This window comes from Geodermatophilus sp. SYSU D00691 (assembly GCF_054050275.1).
The window spans coordinates 1-15139 of record NZ_JBJGYZ010000067.1 but is presented as its reverse complement, the minus strand read 5'-3'; the positions used below and the strand labels follow the sequence as shown (position 1 = coordinate 15139).

General features: G+C 73.0%; 16 protein-coding genes. 15 read left to right on the top strand and 1 reads right to left on the bottom strand.

The genetic code is table 11. From position 1 onward, the window contains the following. Nucleotides 1-66: 66 nt before the first annotated feature. The 15 genes from ACI797_RS27420 (at nucleotide 67) to ACI797_RS27350 (ending at nucleotide 14572) form a co-directional block, all read left to right on the top strand. On the top strand, nucleotides 67-1416 hold the full coding sequence (locus tag ACI797_RS27420) for an MFS transporter (RefSeq protein WP_456863907.1): 1350 nt from the start codon (nucleotides 67-69) through the stop codon (nucleotides 1414-1416). 100 nt (nucleotides 1417-1516) lie between these two features. After that, nucleotides 1517-2482, top strand: a complete 966-nt coding sequence (locus ACI797_RS27415) for a sugar phosphate isomerase/epimerase family protein (protein ID WP_456863901.1) — start codon at nucleotides 1517-1519, stop codon at nucleotides 2480-2482. Then, the gene (locus ACI797_RS27410; RefSeq protein ID WP_456863898.1) at nucleotides 2479-3453 is read left to right on the top strand and encodes a sugar phosphate isomerase/epimerase family protein; all 975 of its coding nucleotides are present in this window, start codon (nucleotides 2479-2481) and stop codon (nucleotides 3451-3453) included. Before ACI797_RS27415 ends, ACI797_RS27410 begins: the two co-directional genes overlap by 4 nt. Next, nucleotides 3450-4397: a sugar phosphate isomerase/epimerase family protein gene (locus ACI797_RS27405; RefSeq protein ID WP_456863895.1), complete on the top strand. Its 948-nt coding sequence runs from the start codon at nucleotides 3450-3452 to the stop codon at nucleotides 4395-4397. Before ACI797_RS27410 ends, ACI797_RS27405 begins: the two co-directional genes overlap by 4 nt. Further along, entirely contained in the window at nucleotides 4394-5383 is a 990-nt protein-coding gene (locus ACI797_RS27400) for a sugar phosphate isomerase/epimerase family protein (RefSeq protein ID WP_456863892.1), read from the top strand. The genes ACI797_RS27405 and ACI797_RS27400 overlap by 4 nt, the downstream gene beginning before the upstream one ends. 5 nt (nucleotides 5384-5388) lie before the next feature. Further along, nucleotides 5389-6126, top strand: coding sequence for an SDR family oxidoreductase (locus tag ACI797_RS27395; RefSeq protein ID WP_456863889.1), 738 nt, complete (start codon nucleotides 5389-5391; stop codon nucleotides 6124-6126). After that, the gene (locus tag ACI797_RS27390; protein ID WP_456863904.1) at nucleotides 6086-7177 is read left to right on the top strand and encodes a Gfo/Idh/MocA family protein; all 1092 of its coding nucleotides are present in this window, start codon (nucleotides 6086-6088) and stop codon (nucleotides 7175-7177) included. Before ACI797_RS27395 ends, ACI797_RS27390 begins: the two co-directional genes overlap by 41 nt. Before the next feature lie 124 nt (nucleotides 7178-7301). Further along, nucleotides 7302-8189, top strand: a complete 888-nt coding sequence (locus ACI797_RS27385) for a ThuA domain-containing protein (RefSeq protein WP_456863886.1) — start codon at nucleotides 7302-7304, stop codon at nucleotides 8187-8189. Then, entirely contained in the window at nucleotides 8189-8602 is a 414-nt protein-coding gene (locus ACI797_RS27380) for a C-glycoside deglycosidase beta subunit domain-containing protein (RefSeq protein WP_456863883.1), read from the top strand. Before ACI797_RS27385 ends, ACI797_RS27380 begins: the two co-directional genes overlap by 1 nt. Then, nucleotides 8599-9651 (top strand): sugar phosphate isomerase/epimerase family protein, encoded by a 1053-nt coding sequence (locus ACI797_RS27375; protein WP_456863880.1) that lies wholly within the window; start codon nucleotides 8599-8601, stop codon nucleotides 9649-9651. Before ACI797_RS27380 ends, ACI797_RS27375 begins: the two co-directional genes overlap by 4 nt. A 1-nt stretch (nucleotide 9652) precedes the next feature. Beyond that, on the top strand, nucleotides 9653-10429 hold the full coding sequence (locus ACI797_RS27370; protein WP_456863877.1) for a TIM barrel protein: 777 nt from the start codon (nucleotides 9653-9655) through the stop codon (nucleotides 10427-10429). Then, nucleotides 10426-11349 carry a ThuA domain-containing protein gene (locus ACI797_RS27365; RefSeq protein ID WP_456863875.1) on the top strand — a complete coding sequence of 308 codons (924 nt, stop codon included), beginning with the start codon at nucleotides 10426-10428 and terminating at the stop codon, nucleotides 11347-11349. Before ACI797_RS27370 ends, ACI797_RS27365 begins: the two co-directional genes overlap by 4 nt. Nucleotides 11350-11353: 4 nt before the next feature. Next, entirely contained in the window at nucleotides 11354-12646 is a 1293-nt protein-coding gene (locus ACI797_RS27360) for an ROK family protein (RefSeq protein WP_456863869.1), read from the top strand. Between the two features lie 49 nt (nucleotides 12647-12695). Beyond that, nucleotides 12696-13463 carry an alpha/beta hydrolase fold domain-containing protein gene (locus tag ACI797_RS27355; protein WP_456863862.1) on the top strand — a complete coding sequence of 256 codons (768 nt, stop codon included), beginning with the start codon at nucleotides 12696-12698 and terminating at the stop codon, nucleotides 13461-13463. Next, nucleotides 13460-14572 (top strand): FAD-dependent monooxygenase, encoded by a 1113-nt coding sequence (locus tag ACI797_RS27350; protein WP_456863859.1) that lies wholly within the window; start codon nucleotides 13460-13462, stop codon nucleotides 14570-14572. The genes ACI797_RS27355 and ACI797_RS27350 overlap by 4 nt, the downstream gene beginning before the upstream one ends. A 2-nt stretch (nucleotides 14573-14574) precedes the next feature. Here ACI797_RS27350 and ACI797_RS27345 read toward each other — a convergent pair whose 3' ends face one another. Next, nucleotides 14575-15063 carry a hypothetical protein gene (locus tag ACI797_RS27345; RefSeq protein WP_456863856.1) on the bottom strand — a complete coding sequence of 163 codons (489 nt, stop codon included), beginning with the start codon at nucleotides 15061-15063 and terminating at the stop codon, nucleotides 14575-14577. Between the last annotated feature and the right edge of the window lie 76 nt (nucleotides 15064-15139).

Sequence of the window (15139 nt, the reverse complement as noted above, 5' to 3'; positions counted from 1 at the left end):
CCCCCCCCCCCCCCCCCCCCCCCCCCCCCCCCCCCCCCCCCCCCCCCCCCCCGGCGCCCGGGCGCACTGCAGGCGATCGCCTGTGCCGCGCAGTTCATCGCCGTCCTCGACACCTCGATCGTCAACGTCGCGCTGCCGCCGATGCAGGAGAGCCTCGGGCTGTCGGCGACCGGTCTGCAGTGGGTGGTGAGCAGCTACACGCTCACCTTCGCCGGCTTCCTGCTGCTCGGCGGGCGGCTCGGTGACCTCTTCGGGCGCAAGCGCGCCTTCCTCGGCGGGCTGCTGCTGTTCTCCGTCGCGAGCCTCGCCGGCGGGCTGGCCCAGGAGGGCTGGCAGCTGGTCGCCGCCCGCTTCGCGCAGGGGCTCGGGGGAGCGGTCCTCGTGCCCACGACCCTCAGCCTCGTCACCACCGGCTTCACCGACGCGCGGGCCCGCGCCCGGGCACTGAGCCTGCTCACCGCCGCGGCCGCTTCCGGCAGCGCGCTCGGCGGCGTCATCGGCGGTCTGCTGACCGGCCTGCTGAGCTGGCGGTGGGTGCTGTTCGTCAACGTCCCGCTCGGCGCGGTCCTCGCCGTCGTCGCGGCGTGGGGGCTGACCGGCCGGTCGCCGGACCACGTCCGCGGTCGCCTGGACCTGCCCGGCTCGGTGGCGGTCACCGCCGCGACGGCGCTGCTGGTCTCGGCGGTGATCCTCGGTGAGGAGCGGGGCTGGACGTCGGGCCCGGCGCTGTCCTGTCTCGCCGGTGCGGCGGTGCTCGGCCTGCTGTTCGTGGTCGCCGAGCGCCGGGTGGCCGAGCCCGTGGTCCCGCTGTCGGTCTTCCGGGTCCGGCCGGTCACCGTGGCCAACTCCTTGACCGCGGTCACCGGCGGTGTGCTGCCGGCGATGATGTTCTTCCTCGTCCTCTACCTGCAGCAGGTCCTGGACCTCGACCCCCTGACCGCCGGCCTCGTGCTGGCCCCGGGGGCGGTCGGGATCGCCGTCGGGGCCCGGCTGAGCTCCCGGGCGATCGAGCGACTGGGCCCGCGCCGTCTGTTCCAGCTCGGCACCCTGCTCGCCGCGGTGTCGCTCGTCTGGCTGTCGCGCATCGACGGCGGTGGTGCCTACTGGTGGGACGTGGTGGTGCCGATGACGCTGGCCATGGCCGGCTTCGGCGCGGCCGGGCTGCCGTTGACCGTCACGGCGACGACCGGGCTGGGTCCGGACCGGGCGGGTCTGGCCTCGGGCCTGCTCTCCACCTCGCGGCAGGTGGGCGGCGCCGTCGGCCTGGCGGCGCTGGTGGCCGTCGCCGCCTCGGCCGCCGTGGGCGACACCGCGACCGACGGGTTCGCCGTCGGACTGCTCACCGGCGCCGGGCTCCAGCTGGCCGCGTGCCTGGCGGCCTTCGCGCTGCCGCGCGCGGGTCATCAGCGCCGCTGATGCGGCACATCGGCCGGAAGCGTTTGTGCCGGGCGGTCACGACGCGTCAGGATGTTTCTGCACGGATTATGCAAAAAAGGTTCGATCGAGGGGACACCACGTGGGGTGGACGAAGTGGTCCTACATGGACCACTGGGTGACGGAGACGCCGCAGGGGCCCCAGCCCCCGCAGTTCAACCGCGCCTACATGGACCGGTACGTCAAGCAGTTGTCGGCCCTCGGGTTCACGGGTTTCGACACCTTCTTCTTCTACCTGCACGCGCTCGGGGGGATGTACGGCTCGGTGCCGGGCTTCGAGCGGTTCCTGCAGGACAACGGGTTCGAGAAGATCACCGGGATCTTCTCCGCGTACCCGTCCGCGACGCGGTACACCGCGCCGCACGTCCGGGAGACGCACGACCGGATCGTCGCCGACTGCACCGGCACGCTGCGGATGTGCGAGGGGCTGACCGGCGTCGAGAACTTCATCGTCATGCCGACCTCCACCTACCACCAGACCGAGCCGGTCACCGACGACACCATCAAGGTGGTCGCCGACCTGTGGAACCGCGTCGGGAAGCTGACCCTCGAGCAGGGCATGAGGACGACCTGCCACTTCGAGTTCTGGGGTGCGATCCGGACCCGTGAGCAGCTGGACACGTTCTTCCGGTACACCGACCCCGAGTACGTCTACTTCTTCTGCGACACGGCGCAGCACACGATCGCCGGCGTCGACCCGGTGCAGGTGTTCCGCGACTACTCCGACCGCTGCACCGGCTTCCACTTCAAGGACACGAAGAACGTCGACGAGCACGAGGCCTACCGCACGCCGCCGGACCCCGAGCTGATGGCGCCCCAGGTGACCCGCTGGTTCTACGAGATGGGCGAGGGCGGGCTGGTCGACTTCCCGACCCTGATGAAGGAGATCGTGCGCTCCGGCTACGACGGCTGGCTCACCGTCGAGCACGACAAGGCCGAGCTCGGCGGCGGCAGCTACGCCGAGGCCACCGCCGTCGCCAAGTGGTACATCGACAACGTCCTCGCAGAGGCACAGGCCGAGGCCGAGGCGGAGGTGGCCGCGCGATGAAGGACTCGCTGCGCTGGTCGTACGCGCTCAACCAGTGGAACTTCCGGCTCGACGTGTTCGTCCGGCACGAGGAGCAGCAGCGTGCGCTGAAGACCGTCTCCGCCTGCGGTTTCGACCACGTCGAGCTGGCCTCGGGCACCGGCCGCTGGGACAACATCGCCCGGCCCGAGGTCATCCTGCTCAACCACGGCAGCCACGCCGGCTTCCTGGAGTTCCTGCGCCGGGCCCGGGTGCAGGGCGTCTCCAGCATGTTCTGGGACCCGCAGGCCCCCGCGGAGGAGGAAGAGGGGTACGCGTTCCGGTCGACGGCGAACCCGGCCGACCACGACGCGATCGTCGAGTGGTCCCGTCCGCTCGTCGACTTCGTGGCCGGGGTGGGCGCCGAGCAGCTCGTCGTCCGCCCGGTCGGGTCGGCCTGGATGTCCCCGCCGCTCGACGCCGACGGGATCAAGCTGATCGGCGAGGTCTGGAACCGGATCGGCGAGCTGACCTCGGCCGCCGGCATCGGTCTCGCCCTGCACTACGACTGCCTCGGCGCGATCCACTCGGCCGACGAGCTGCGCGGGCTGCTCGCCGCGACGGACCCGGCGACCGTCGGGTTCGCGCTCGACACCGCCGAGCTGACCGTCGGCGGCATCGACCCGCTCCCGTTCTACCGCGAGAACGCCGAGCGGGTCACCCACGTGCACCTCAAGGACACCCGCTACGCCGACACCGGCGAGGAGTACCGGATGCCGGGTGCGGAGTCGACGATGCTCAAGGGCGGGGCCGGGCGCCGCATCGAGCGCTGGTTCTTCGAGCTCGGCACCGAGGGCGGCCTGGTCGACGTCCCCGGCTTCGTGGCCGCGCTGCGGGAGCGGAACTACCCGGGCTGGGTCGTGGTCGAGAGCGACCACGGCGGCAACCCGGCCGAGCTCGCCATGCTCAACAGCTGGTATCTGCAGCACGAGCTCGGGATCCCGAAGTCGTGAGCGCTCAGCGGAACATCAAGTGGTCGTACATGGACCACTGGCGCAGCAACGGCCCGGCCGGTCCGGTCGACCAGTGGCACTCGCACAAGACGATGTCGGCGTTCCTCAAGCAGATCAAGGCGACCGGGTTCGACGCGATCGACACCTTCGACTTCCGCATCTGGCAGATGTACGGCGACTACGGCGGCCCGGCGAAGTACCAGGAGATGGTCCAGGACCACGGGTTGGAGCGGATCGTGAACACCTTCCACGCCGCCGACTACGACGTCCGCAACTACGCGCCCCACCTCCCGGAGACGCACGAGAACATCCTGGAGGACTTCCGGGTGACGATGGGCCGCTGGTCGGAGATCCAGCTGGACAGCATCATCGTGATGCCGGCGACGCTCTACTACGACATGGAGCCGATCACCGAGGACAAGCTCAAGCACACCGCGGAGCTGTGGAACAGGGTCGGCGAGATCACCGCGGGCTACGGCGTGCGGCTCACCTGCCACCACGAGTTCTTCTGCGGCATCCAGAGCGAGCCGGACATCGAGACCTTCTACTCCTACACCGACCCGCGGTACGTCTCGCTGTTCGTCGACACCGCGCAGCACTGCATCGCCGGGCTCGACCCGGTGGCGCTCTACCGGCGGCACGCGCACCGGGTCAGCGGCTTCCACTTCAAGGACACCCGCAACCGGGCCACCGGTGACGACCACCGGCACCGGCCGGACTCCGAGATCATGGCGCCGACCACCGGCAAGTGGTTCTACGAGATGGGCACGCCGCACGGCCTCGTCGACTTCGAGGCGATGATGACGGCGGTCCGCGACAACGAGTTCCGCGGCTGGATCACCGTCGAGCACGACAAGGCCAACAAGCAGGGCGGCGACTACTCCGAGAGCACCGCCATCAGCCGCTGGTACGCGGTCAACGTGCTGGAACGGATCTACTCGTGAGCGGGATCCGGTTCTCCTACGCGCTCAACCAGTGGAAGCCGCAGTTCGACGACTTCGTCCGCCGCGAGGAGCACGAGCGGGCGCTGAAGACGATCTCGATCGCCGGCTTCGAGGGCGTCGAGCTCTCCTACGGCACCGGCCGCTGGGAACCGTTCGGCAACCCGCAGCAGGTCGAGGCCAACTTCGGCTCGCTGGCCGGCTTCCGCGAGTTCCTCGCCTCCTGCGCGCTGGACGCGGTGTCGAGTTGGGCCTACGACCCGAGCCAGCGCTCGATGGAGCACCTGACCGGCCCGCTCTCGCCGCTCTCGGCGGACGACGTGCCCGCCATCGTCGAGAAGGCCCGCTGGTTCGCCGGTGCGCTCGCCGAACTCGGCGGATCGGTGCTGCTCGTCCCCGCCGCCCCGCCCGCCGGGGACGTCGACCCGCTGGACGACGACGCCCTCGGGCGGCTCGCCGCCTGCTGGGAGGCGGTCGGCCGGGCCACGGCCGAGCACGGCGTCCGGACGGCGCTGCACGTGGACTTCCTCTCCGCCCTGCGCCGCGACCACGTGCCGCGGCTGCTCGACCGCACGGACCCCGCGCTGGTCGGGCTCGCGCTCGACACCGGCGAGCTCGCCGTCGGCGGCATCGACCCGCTGGCCGTGATCGAGCGGAACGGCGACCGGATCTGGCACGTGCAGTTCCAGGACGCCCTGGCCGTCGACGACGCCGAGGAGTACCTGCAGCCGCACGCCTACTGGACCGTCCGGGTCCGTGGCGGCGCCCGGGAGGTCCCGCGCTGGTTCGCCGAGCCCGGGCACGACGACGGCCTGGTCGACTTCCCGGCCGTCACCCGGGCGCTGCTCGCCGCCGGGTACGAGGGCTGGATCGTCTTCGAGAGCCAGCAGAGCCCGCACCCTGCCGCCAGCGCGCTGCTCGGCGGCTACCTGCTGCAGCGCGAGTTGCGCCCGATGCTCGAGCATCCGCTCGACACGGTGCGGGGCTGAGGCTGGTGGAGATCGAGAACTCCGTCGTCCTGGTGACCGGCGCATCGTCGGGGATCGGCGCCGCCACGGCGCGGGCGGCCGCCGCCGCGGGCGCCCGCGTGGTGCTCGCGGCTCGTCGCGAGGAACGGATCAAGGACCTCGCCGAGCAGCTGCCGGACGCACGCGCCGTGCCCTGCGACGTCACGGATGCCGAGCAACTCGCGCAGGCGGTGCGGACGGCGGTCGACTCCTACGGCCGCCTCGACGCGCTGGTCAACAACGCGGGTCGGGGGCTGCACGTCCCGCTGGCGGACGTCGACCCGGCCGACTTCCGCGCCGTGCTGGAGCTGAACGTCGTCGCGCCCCTGGTCGCCATGCAGCTGGTCGTCCCGATCATGCGGCGCCAGGGGGGCGGCAGCATCGTCAACATCAGTTCCGGCACCACGCTGGTGGTCCGTCCCGGAGCCGGTGCCTACGCGGCATCCAAGGCCGCGTTGAACATGCTCTCCGGCGTCGCCCGGCTCGAGCTGGCCGAGGCGGGGATCGCCGTCACCACCGTGTACCCGTTCATCACCGCCACCGAGTTCCACGACTCGTCGCGGGCCGACGGGCGACCGGCTGCGGGTCGCTCGGCGCCGGTTCCTCCCGAGCTGCAGCCGCAGCCCCCCGAGCTGGTCGCCGAGGTGGTCCTCGAGGTGATCCGCTCCGGAGCGGAGCGGGCCGATCTGGTGCCGAGCAGGTTCGGCGGAACGTACCGAGGGTGATCGTCCGGCCGTCGCCCCGAGCGGCGAGGGGGAGGAGCAGGCTCTGAGCTCGAACAAGGTCCGGTGGGGTCTCGTCGGCACCGGTGGCATCGGCCGGCGGACGATCGGCGACCTCCGCCTGTGCGAGACGGCCGAGGTGGTCGCCGTCGCGTCGCGCGACCAGCAGCGGGCCGACGCGTTCGCGGCCGACCTCGGCCTCGCGCACGCGTTCGGCAGCCACTCCGACATGTGCGCCTCGGCCGACGTCGACGCCGTCTACATCGGGACGCCGCACAGCACGCACTTCGCGTACGCACGAGAGGCGCTCCTGGCCGGCAAGCACGTGCTGTGCGAGAAGCCGCTGACCATGACCGCCGACGAGGCGCGGGAACTGGGCGGCATCGCTGCCGCGAACGGCGTGTTCCTGATGGAGGCGATGTGGACGAAGTTCAGCCCCGCCCTGCAGCGTGCCCGGGAGATCGTCCGGTCGGGGACGATCGGCGAGCCCCGCTTCGTCCAGTGCGGTCTCGGCTATCCGGTACCCGCGGACGGGCCGCCGAGGTTCTGGGACGCGGCCCTCGGCGGGGGCGCCCTGTACGACCTCGGCGTCTACGCGGTCACGCTGGCGCACACGTTCCTCGGGAGGCCCGAGGTGGTGACCGCCACGGGGACCATGCGGGACGACGGGGTCGACCTGCACGAGGCGTGCACCCTCGAGTTCGCCTCCGGTGCGTTCGCCCAGTTCGTCACGTCGATCACGTTCTTCGTCCCGCCCCGGGGCTGGATCGGGGGCACGAAGGGCAGCATCGACTTCGGTGAGCCCCTCTTCTCGCCGACCACGCTGACGGTCGCGACCGGGCAGCCGCCGTCGCCGCCGACGGTCGAGGAACTGACCTTCCCGAAGGAGGGCGCCGGATACGTACCGATGTTCCGGGCGGTCGACGAGTGCATCCTCACCGGCGAGATCGAGCACCCCGCGCATCCCGTGGCCGCCACGGTCGAGGTGCTCGAGGTCATGGAGCAGCTCCGGCAACGCCTCGCCGACGAGCGGGACCGGCGCCGCGGGACGTGATCGCTGGGCTATCACTCCGGCCGATCCCCGGCATCGACAGGAACGCTTTGTGCCCGGCGTCACCAGGCGCCAAGATGTTTCTGCACGAAACAAGCAAAAATTAGTCAGCCGGAGGAGATCACCCGTGCCGGACATCGGCCAGCGTCAGCTCGGCGGTGACGACAAGCTCAAGGCGCTCGTCGTCACCGGTCACACCGACATCCACCACGACTGGCGGACCATCTCGCCGATGCTGCGGGACCTGCTCAAGGAGACCGGGCTGTTCGACGTCCGGATCACCGAGGAGTTCCGCGGCGCGGGGCCGGAGACGCTCGAGCCCTACGACCTCGTCGTCCTCAACTACTTCGGCCGGTTCGAGCCGTGGAGCCGCGCCCCGGAGCAGCGCTGGGGTAGCCGCGCCGAGCAGGCGCTCTACGACTTCGTCGCCCGCGGCGGGGGCGTCGTCGTCTACCACGCCTCGCTGCAGATGGGCGCCGGGTGGGAGGACGACTTCGAGACCATGGCCGGCGGCGTCATGCGCGAGCACTGCAGCCGCCGGGCGCCGATCGACGACTTCCGGCTGCACGTCGTCCAGCCCGACCACCCGATCACCGCCGGCATGCCGGAGTTCGTGCCGCACTACGACGACGACCTCTACGTCAACCTGCAGTGGGCCCCGGACGCCGACGTCGAGGTCCTGGTCACGGGCTGGGACAACCCGCTGCGCTACACCCAGGTGCCCTCGGAGTGGGACGCGCTGCCCGGGATGGGCGAGGAGCACGCGCTGGTGTGGACCAACCGCTACGGCGAGGGCCGGGTGTTCGCCAGCGGGATCGGGCACGGCCCCGAGGCGGTCTCGCACCCCTCGTTCCGCGGCCTGTTCGCCCGCGGCTGCGAGTGGGCCGCCACCGGGAAGGTCACCCTCGGCCTGCCCGAGGGCTTCGGCGAACCCGTGCCCGGCGGCGACTGGTGGCCCACCACCCTCGAACCGATGGTCCGCGACATGTACGAGCAACGGAAGGCGGCCCTCTGATGGCCACCGGCGACACCGTCCTGTCCGACGACAGCCTGATCCGGCGGCCCGAGGGCCTCGGCATCGCGCTGACCGTGCCCTGGTACCGCAGCCTGTGGCTGTCGAGCGTCAGCTCGATCGCGGTCTCGGTGGAGGGGCGCGAGGTCCCGGCCGACGACCTGCGGGTCGAGCTGGGGGAGCGGACCTACCGGGTCGACGAGCTCGCCGACCAGTGGGACGTCCTCTGGTTCATCCAGGACCGGCTCGTCGTGGTCGTGCCGCTGGACGAGCCGCCGGCCGAGGGGGCGGGGGTGGACGTCGAGGTGACCGTCGACCTCCGCCTGCCCTACATGCAGATCGCCCCGCAGGTCTACGTCACCAACCACGCGAGCAACCGGCGCAGGCTGGTCGCGCACGGAGGAGCCGCCCGATGACCACGCAGACCGCACCCGCCGCCGCGCCCGCCGTCGAGGGCGCCGGCATCAAGCTCGGCCTCACGCTCTACTCGCTGACCAGCGAGTGGGCGGCCGGCCGCTACGACCTGCCCGGCCTGCTCGACGTCGTCGACGCCGCCGGCATCGGCCCGGGCATCGAGATCGTCGCCTCGCAGACCATCCGCACCTATCCCGAGGTGACCACTGAGTTCGTGCGGTCCTGGCGGGACGCGTTCGACCGGCACGGGTTCGTGCCGAGCTCGTTCGGCTGCAACCTCGACATGGGGCGGCGGCGCGACCGGGACATGACACCGGACGAGGAGTACGAGTTCACCGCCACCCAGTTCCGCAGCGCGCACGCCCTCGGCTTCCCGCTGGTGCGGATCCAGAGCGCCGAGCCGGAGCTCATCCGCCGGCTGCTGCCCCTGGCCGAGGAGCTCGACCTCACGATGGGCTGGGAGCTGCACGCCCCGCTCGGGCCCCACTCGCCCAAGGTGCTCCAGATCCGCGAGACCTACGAGGAGATCGGCTCGCCGCGGCTGGGCTTCGTCGCCGACTTCAGCGCCACGATGCACGCGATGTCGCCGACCATCCTGCGCAAGCTCGGGAAGATGGGGCTCGGGCCCGCGGAGCTCGACCGGCTGCAGGAGATCTGGGCGACCGACGCCGACATCAACGCCCGCCACGGGGAGTTCGTCGAGTACCTGCGCTCCCGTGGCATCGCCCCGGAGTCGCTCGGCTCGTTCGCCCGCCTGGCGTTCAACATGCACGGGCACGTCGACCCCGCCGAGTGGGCCGACATCATGCCGCAGATCGTGCACGTGCACGCGAAGTTCTACGACATCGACGAGAACGGCGACGAGCCGGCGATCGACTACCCGGCCATCGTCGGCGAGTTCGTCCGCGGCGGGTACTCGGGGTTCTTCTCCAGCGAGTGGGAGGGCCACGCCTTCGCCGACCTCGACGAGGCCGACCCGGTCGACCTCGTCCGCAAGCAGCACGCCCTCATCCGCCGGTCGATCACGGCCGCCCTCAGCCAGAAGGACTGACGTGTACCAGCTCTCCGCCAACATCGAACTGCTCTTCACCGAGGCCGGCGCCGACGCCGGCGACCGGGTGCGCGCCGCCGCGGACGCCGGCTTCGACGCCGTCGAGATGTGGTTCTCCACCGACAAGGACCTCGACTCGCTGGGCAAGGCCCTCGCCGACACCGGCGTGCAGCTGACCTCGCTGCTGGCCGGGCCGCGGATGGGCTTCACCTTCCCGGGCACCGATCTCACGCCGGCTCACGAGGGGCTGGACACCGCCGTGGAGCACGCGAAGCTGCTCGGCTGCCCGCGGATCGTGCTCGCCTCGGGCGTGGGCTTCCCCGGGATGAACCGGCAGCGGAACCACCAGGTGATCATCGACATGTACGGGGAGGCGGTGGAGCGGCACAGCGACGCGGGTGTCGACTTCGTCCTCGAGCCCGTCAACTCGCGCGTGGACCACCCCGGAGCGCTCACCGACCGCACCGAGGACGCCGTGCACGTGGCCCGCGCCATCGGGTCGGAGCGGTTCGGCATCCTCTACGACCTCTACCACTCGATCGCCCAGGGCGAGGACCCGGCGACCGAGCTGGCCAACGCGGCGGGCTTCGTGAAGTACGTGCAGCTCGCCGACGCGCCGGGCCGGGGCGAGCCGGGCAGCGGGTCGGTCGACTGGCCGGCGCAGCTCGCCGTCCTCCGGGCGTCGGGCTACGACGGCCCGATCGGCCTGGAGTACTTCCCGACCGTCGAGACGGTGAAGTCGGTGGGGTACATCCGGTCGGTCGCGGCGGACGCATGATGGACCCCACGGGGAAGCTCGACGTCCTCATCGCGACAGGCAAGGTCAGCGTCGAGCACGACAACGAGTTCCGCAGCTTCCGCCACCACACCAACCTGCTGACGACGCTTCTGGAGTCCACCGGCCGGTTCCGGGTGCGGGTGCTCGAGGAGTTCCGCGGCGTCGGCGACGAGCTGCTCGACCGGTTCGACGTCGTCCTCGTCATGTACGAGGGCCGCGACGACTACCACTCGGTGGCCGAGGGTTTCGGCGAGACCACCGAGCAGGCGCTGCTGCGCTTCGTGCGCGACGAGGGCCGGGGGATGGTCTGGTTCCACGGTTCCTCGGTGCAGGAGCCGGACTGGGGTCGGCCGGCGGAGTTCGACCGGATGCGCGGGGCCACGCTCAGCCGGGAGACCGGCCTGCGGCCGCGCCCGCAGGGCGAGGTCCAGGTGCGGACGGCGGAGCCTCGGCACCCGGTCACCGCGGGCCTGGACGCCGAGTGGGCGGTCGTGAACGACGACGTCCTGACCGGCGCGCGGATGGACCCCTCCGCGCAGGTGCTGCTCACCGTCTTCGACGACGTGGAGGACTACCGCCGCGCCGGCTGGCCGAATGCGCACACGCCGGTGGTCATCCCCGAGGGCGGGCTCGAGGCCCTGCACGGGATGAACACCGACCAGCCGCTGGCCTGGGCCAACGAGTGGGGCGCCGGCCGGTGCTTCTGCGTGACCCTCGGCCACGACTGGGACACCTTCCGGAAGATCCCGTTCATGACCCTGCTCGTCCGGGGCGTGGAATGGGCGGCCACCGGCGAGGTGACCCTCGGCCCGCCGGAGCGGACCGGCGCGGCGCGGTGGCGGGTCTGGCCCTACTACGCCGGCGACACCTCCCGGTTCGACCGTTCCGTGCCGGCCGCCGCGGCCGCCGCCCGGCACTAGGCCCGTGCAGCCGCAGCCGCAGCCGCAGCCGCAGCCGCAGCCCTCGGCCCGGGACGTGCTCGTCCTGGCGCGGATCGTCGACCTCGTGCGGGCCGGGACCGCGGTCACCCGCCCCGAGCTGGAGGCGGTGACCGGGCTGGGCCGCACCGCCGTCAACGACCGGCTGCGCGAGGGCGTCGACCTCGGGGTGCTCGCCGAGGTCGACGCCGTCCCGTCGGGCCAGCGGGGGCGGCCGTCGCGGGCGGTGCGCTTCCGCGCCGAGGCCGGCCGGCTGCTCGTCGCGTCCCTCGGCGAGGTGTCGCTGCACGCCGCCGTCACCGACCTCGACGGCCGGGCGCTGGCCGCCGAGTTCCGCCCGATCGACGTGCAGGAGGGGCCCGAGCGGGTCCTGCGCACCGTCGACGAGGCGTTCGGCCGGCTGCTGGGGGAGGTGGGCGGCACGGCGCCGGTGTGGGCCGTCGCGCTCGGCTTGCCCGGGCCGATGGACTACCCGAACGGGCGGGTCGTCGTCCCGCCGGCCATCCCGGGCTGGGCCGGCTTCGACGTGCGGTCCTGGTTCGCCGCGCGCCGGGGGGTGCCGGTGTGGGTCGACAACGAGGTGAACCTGCGGGCGCTCGGGGAGTGGGAGCGCGGGGCGCCGCGGGAGCGCCGCGACCTGCTCTACGTCAAGGTGGCCACCGGCATCGGCAGCGGGCTGGTGACCGGCGGGCGGCTGCACCGCGGCGACAGCGGGGCGGCCGGCGACATCGGGCACGTGCGGGTGACCGACGACCCGCTGGCGCGCTGCCGGTGCGGCAAGACCGGGTGCCTCGAGGCGGTGGCGAGCGGCTGGGCGCTCGTCGACACGCTCACCGAGGAGGCGCGGGCCGGGCGCAGCCCCGTGCTCGCCGAGCGGCTGGCCCGCGCCGGCCGGATCACCGGCGAGGACATCGGCGCCGCGACCGCCGCCGGCGACGAGGTGGTGCGGGCGGCGGTGAGCAGGGCCGCCCGCGTGATCGGCACCGCCATCGCCGGTGTCGTCAACTTCGCCAACCCCGGCACGCTGGTGCTCGGCGGCGGCGTGCTCCGGACCGGGCCGCTGTTCTCCGACGAGTTCCGGGCGGCGGTGCTCGACGGCACCATCGAGCTCGCCGCCCAGAACCTGACCGTCCGCACCGCCTCCCTCGACCCCACCGAGGGCGTCACGGGCGCGGCCCTGCTCGCGGCCGACAACCTGCTGCGCCCCGCCGCGCTGCAGATCTGGCTGGCCGACGGCAGCCCGGTCGGCGCGGCCGACCAGCTGCAGCGAGCGGCCTGAGCACCTCCCGACGACCCACACCGACCCAGGAGCCGCCCCCGTGCCAGCCGTGACGACCACGCAGGGGATCGAGTACGCCGTCCGCGGCGACCATCCCCTCGCTCTCGACCTGCACGTGCCGGAGACCGCCGGACCGCCGCCGGTGGTCGTCCACCTGCACGGCGGCAGCTGGAAGTTCGGCTCCCGGACCGATCACCCGGAGCGGGCGTGCGGCCTGGCGGAGCGCGGCTTCGCCGTGGCCTCCGTGGACTACCGGCTGTCGACGGAAGCCCCGCACCCGGCTCAACTGGAGGACGTGCAGGCCGCCGTCACGTGGCTGCAGGAGCGCGTCGTCGAGCACGGCGCCGACGGGTCGCGGATCGCGCTGTGGGGCGCCTCGGCCGGCGGCCACCTCGCCGCCCTGGCAGCGCTCACCCCGCCCACGCCGGTCGCCGCCGTCGTCACCTGGTTCGCGACGACCGACCTGCTGCGCGCCGCGGTGCGCCCGCCGCTGGAGCCGCGGTTCCTGCCCAACTTCGAGGGGGAGCTGCTGGGCACCCCCGACGTGCTGGCCGACCCGGCCGCGGCGCGGGCGGCCAGCCCGCGCTGGCTGGCCTCCGCCGGGGCGCCGCCGTTCCTCGTCATGCACGGCGACCGCGACCGGCTCGTGCCCCCCGTGCAGTCGACCGCGTTCCACGAGGCGCTGGTCGACGCGGGAGCGGACTCGACGCTGGTGCTCGTCGGGGGCGCCAGCCACGAGGACCCCGCGTTCGACTCGCCGCGCACGCTGGACATGGTGGCCGCCTTCCTCCGGGCGCACCTCGGTGGTGCCGCGTGAGAGCCCTGGTGATCGGCGGCGGGCCGGCCGGGTGCACCGCCGCGGTGTCGCTGGCCCGCCGCGGTGCCGACGTGGTGGTCGTGGAGGTCGAGCCGGACGTCCGGCCGGTCGGCGTCGGGCTGATGCTGCAGAACTCGCCGCTGCGCGCTCTGGACTCCCTCGGCCTGGTGGAGGCCTGCGTCGAGCGGGGCTTCGTGCACCGGGAGATCGACGTCTGCGACGCACAGGGCGCCGTCCGGCACGTCCTCGCGCCCCCGAGCCTGGTCGAGGGGAAGCCCGCGATGGTGGCGATCTCCCGCGCGCACCTCGCCGAGGTCCTGCTCGACGCCGTCCGGACGTCGGGGGCCGAGCTGCGCCTCGGCACCACGGCCACCGCGCTGACCGATGCCGGTGACCGGGTCGAGGCCCGGCTCTCCGACGGCAGCACCGAGTACTTCGACGTGGTCGTCGGTGCCGACGGGCTGCACTCCCGCACCCGTCCGCTGGTCCTGCCGGACGCGCCGGAACCTCACCGGACCGGACAGGTCATCTGGCGGGCCGCGGCGCCGCGACCGCCGCAGGTCGACCGCTACTCGATGCTCGACGGCGGCCCGGAGCTGGGGAAGGTCGGTCAAGTCCCGATCGCCGACGACGCGCTCTACCTCTGGATGCTGCAGACCGACACCGGTGCCGGGAGACCGCCGCGGGAGCGGTTGCTCCGGGCTCTGCGCGACCAGCTCGCTCCCTTCGGCGGGGACGTGCCGGCGGTCGCCGAGGCGCTCACCGGCGACGTCGACCTGCGCTCGCTGCAGGCGCTGCTCGTGCCGCTCCCGTGGGCGCAGGGGCGGTGCGTGGTGATCGGCGATGCCGTCCACACCACCACTCCCCACATCGCCTACGGCGTCGGCATCGCCATCGAGGACTCCGTCGTCCTGGCCGAGATGCTCGCCGGGGACGACGACGTCGTCCACGCGCTGCAGCGTTTCGGCGAACGGCGGTTCGACCGCTGCCGGCTCGTGGTCGAGGCATCGGTGCAGCTCGGGGAGTGGGAGCAGCACCCGCCCGCGGATCCGACGGCCCCGGGGCAGCTGACCGGGCGGACCCTGGGGGCACTGGCCGCCCCGTACTGAGCTCACCCGCACAGGAGCAGGTCGACCAGCCGCTCGAGGTCGGCCCGGGTCCGCGGCGCCCCGCACCGGACCCGGTCGACGGCGACGCTGCGCAGCACCCACACGAGCGCGGGCACCGAGTGCAGGCTCGGCCGGTCGGCGCCGGCGCGGGCGACGACGACGTCGACGGCAGCGGTGAGCGACCGGTCGAGCGCCGCGCGGGTCGCCTCCGCCAGCCGGGGGCACCACTCCTCGGCGGCGAGCAGGACGCGGACCGCCCGCTCCTCCCGGGTCGGGCAGCCCCGCCAGCGCTGCACCAGCGCCAGCAGGTCCGACCGCACCGATCCGGTCGGCGCGGGAGCGGCGAACAGCCGCAACCCGTCGACGGCGCGCAGCACGACCTCCTCCAGGTCCGCCGACCCGGACGCGGCCGCCGGCACGTCGTACCCCAGCTCGACGAGCGCCGCCACCACCGCCGGCAGCAGCGGCTCGTGACATGCGTGTGCCCCCATCGGTCCTCCTCCCGCGGGAACCGGGGGGGGGGGGGCGGGGGGGGCCCCGGGCGGGGGGCCGGCGGGGGCGGGGGGG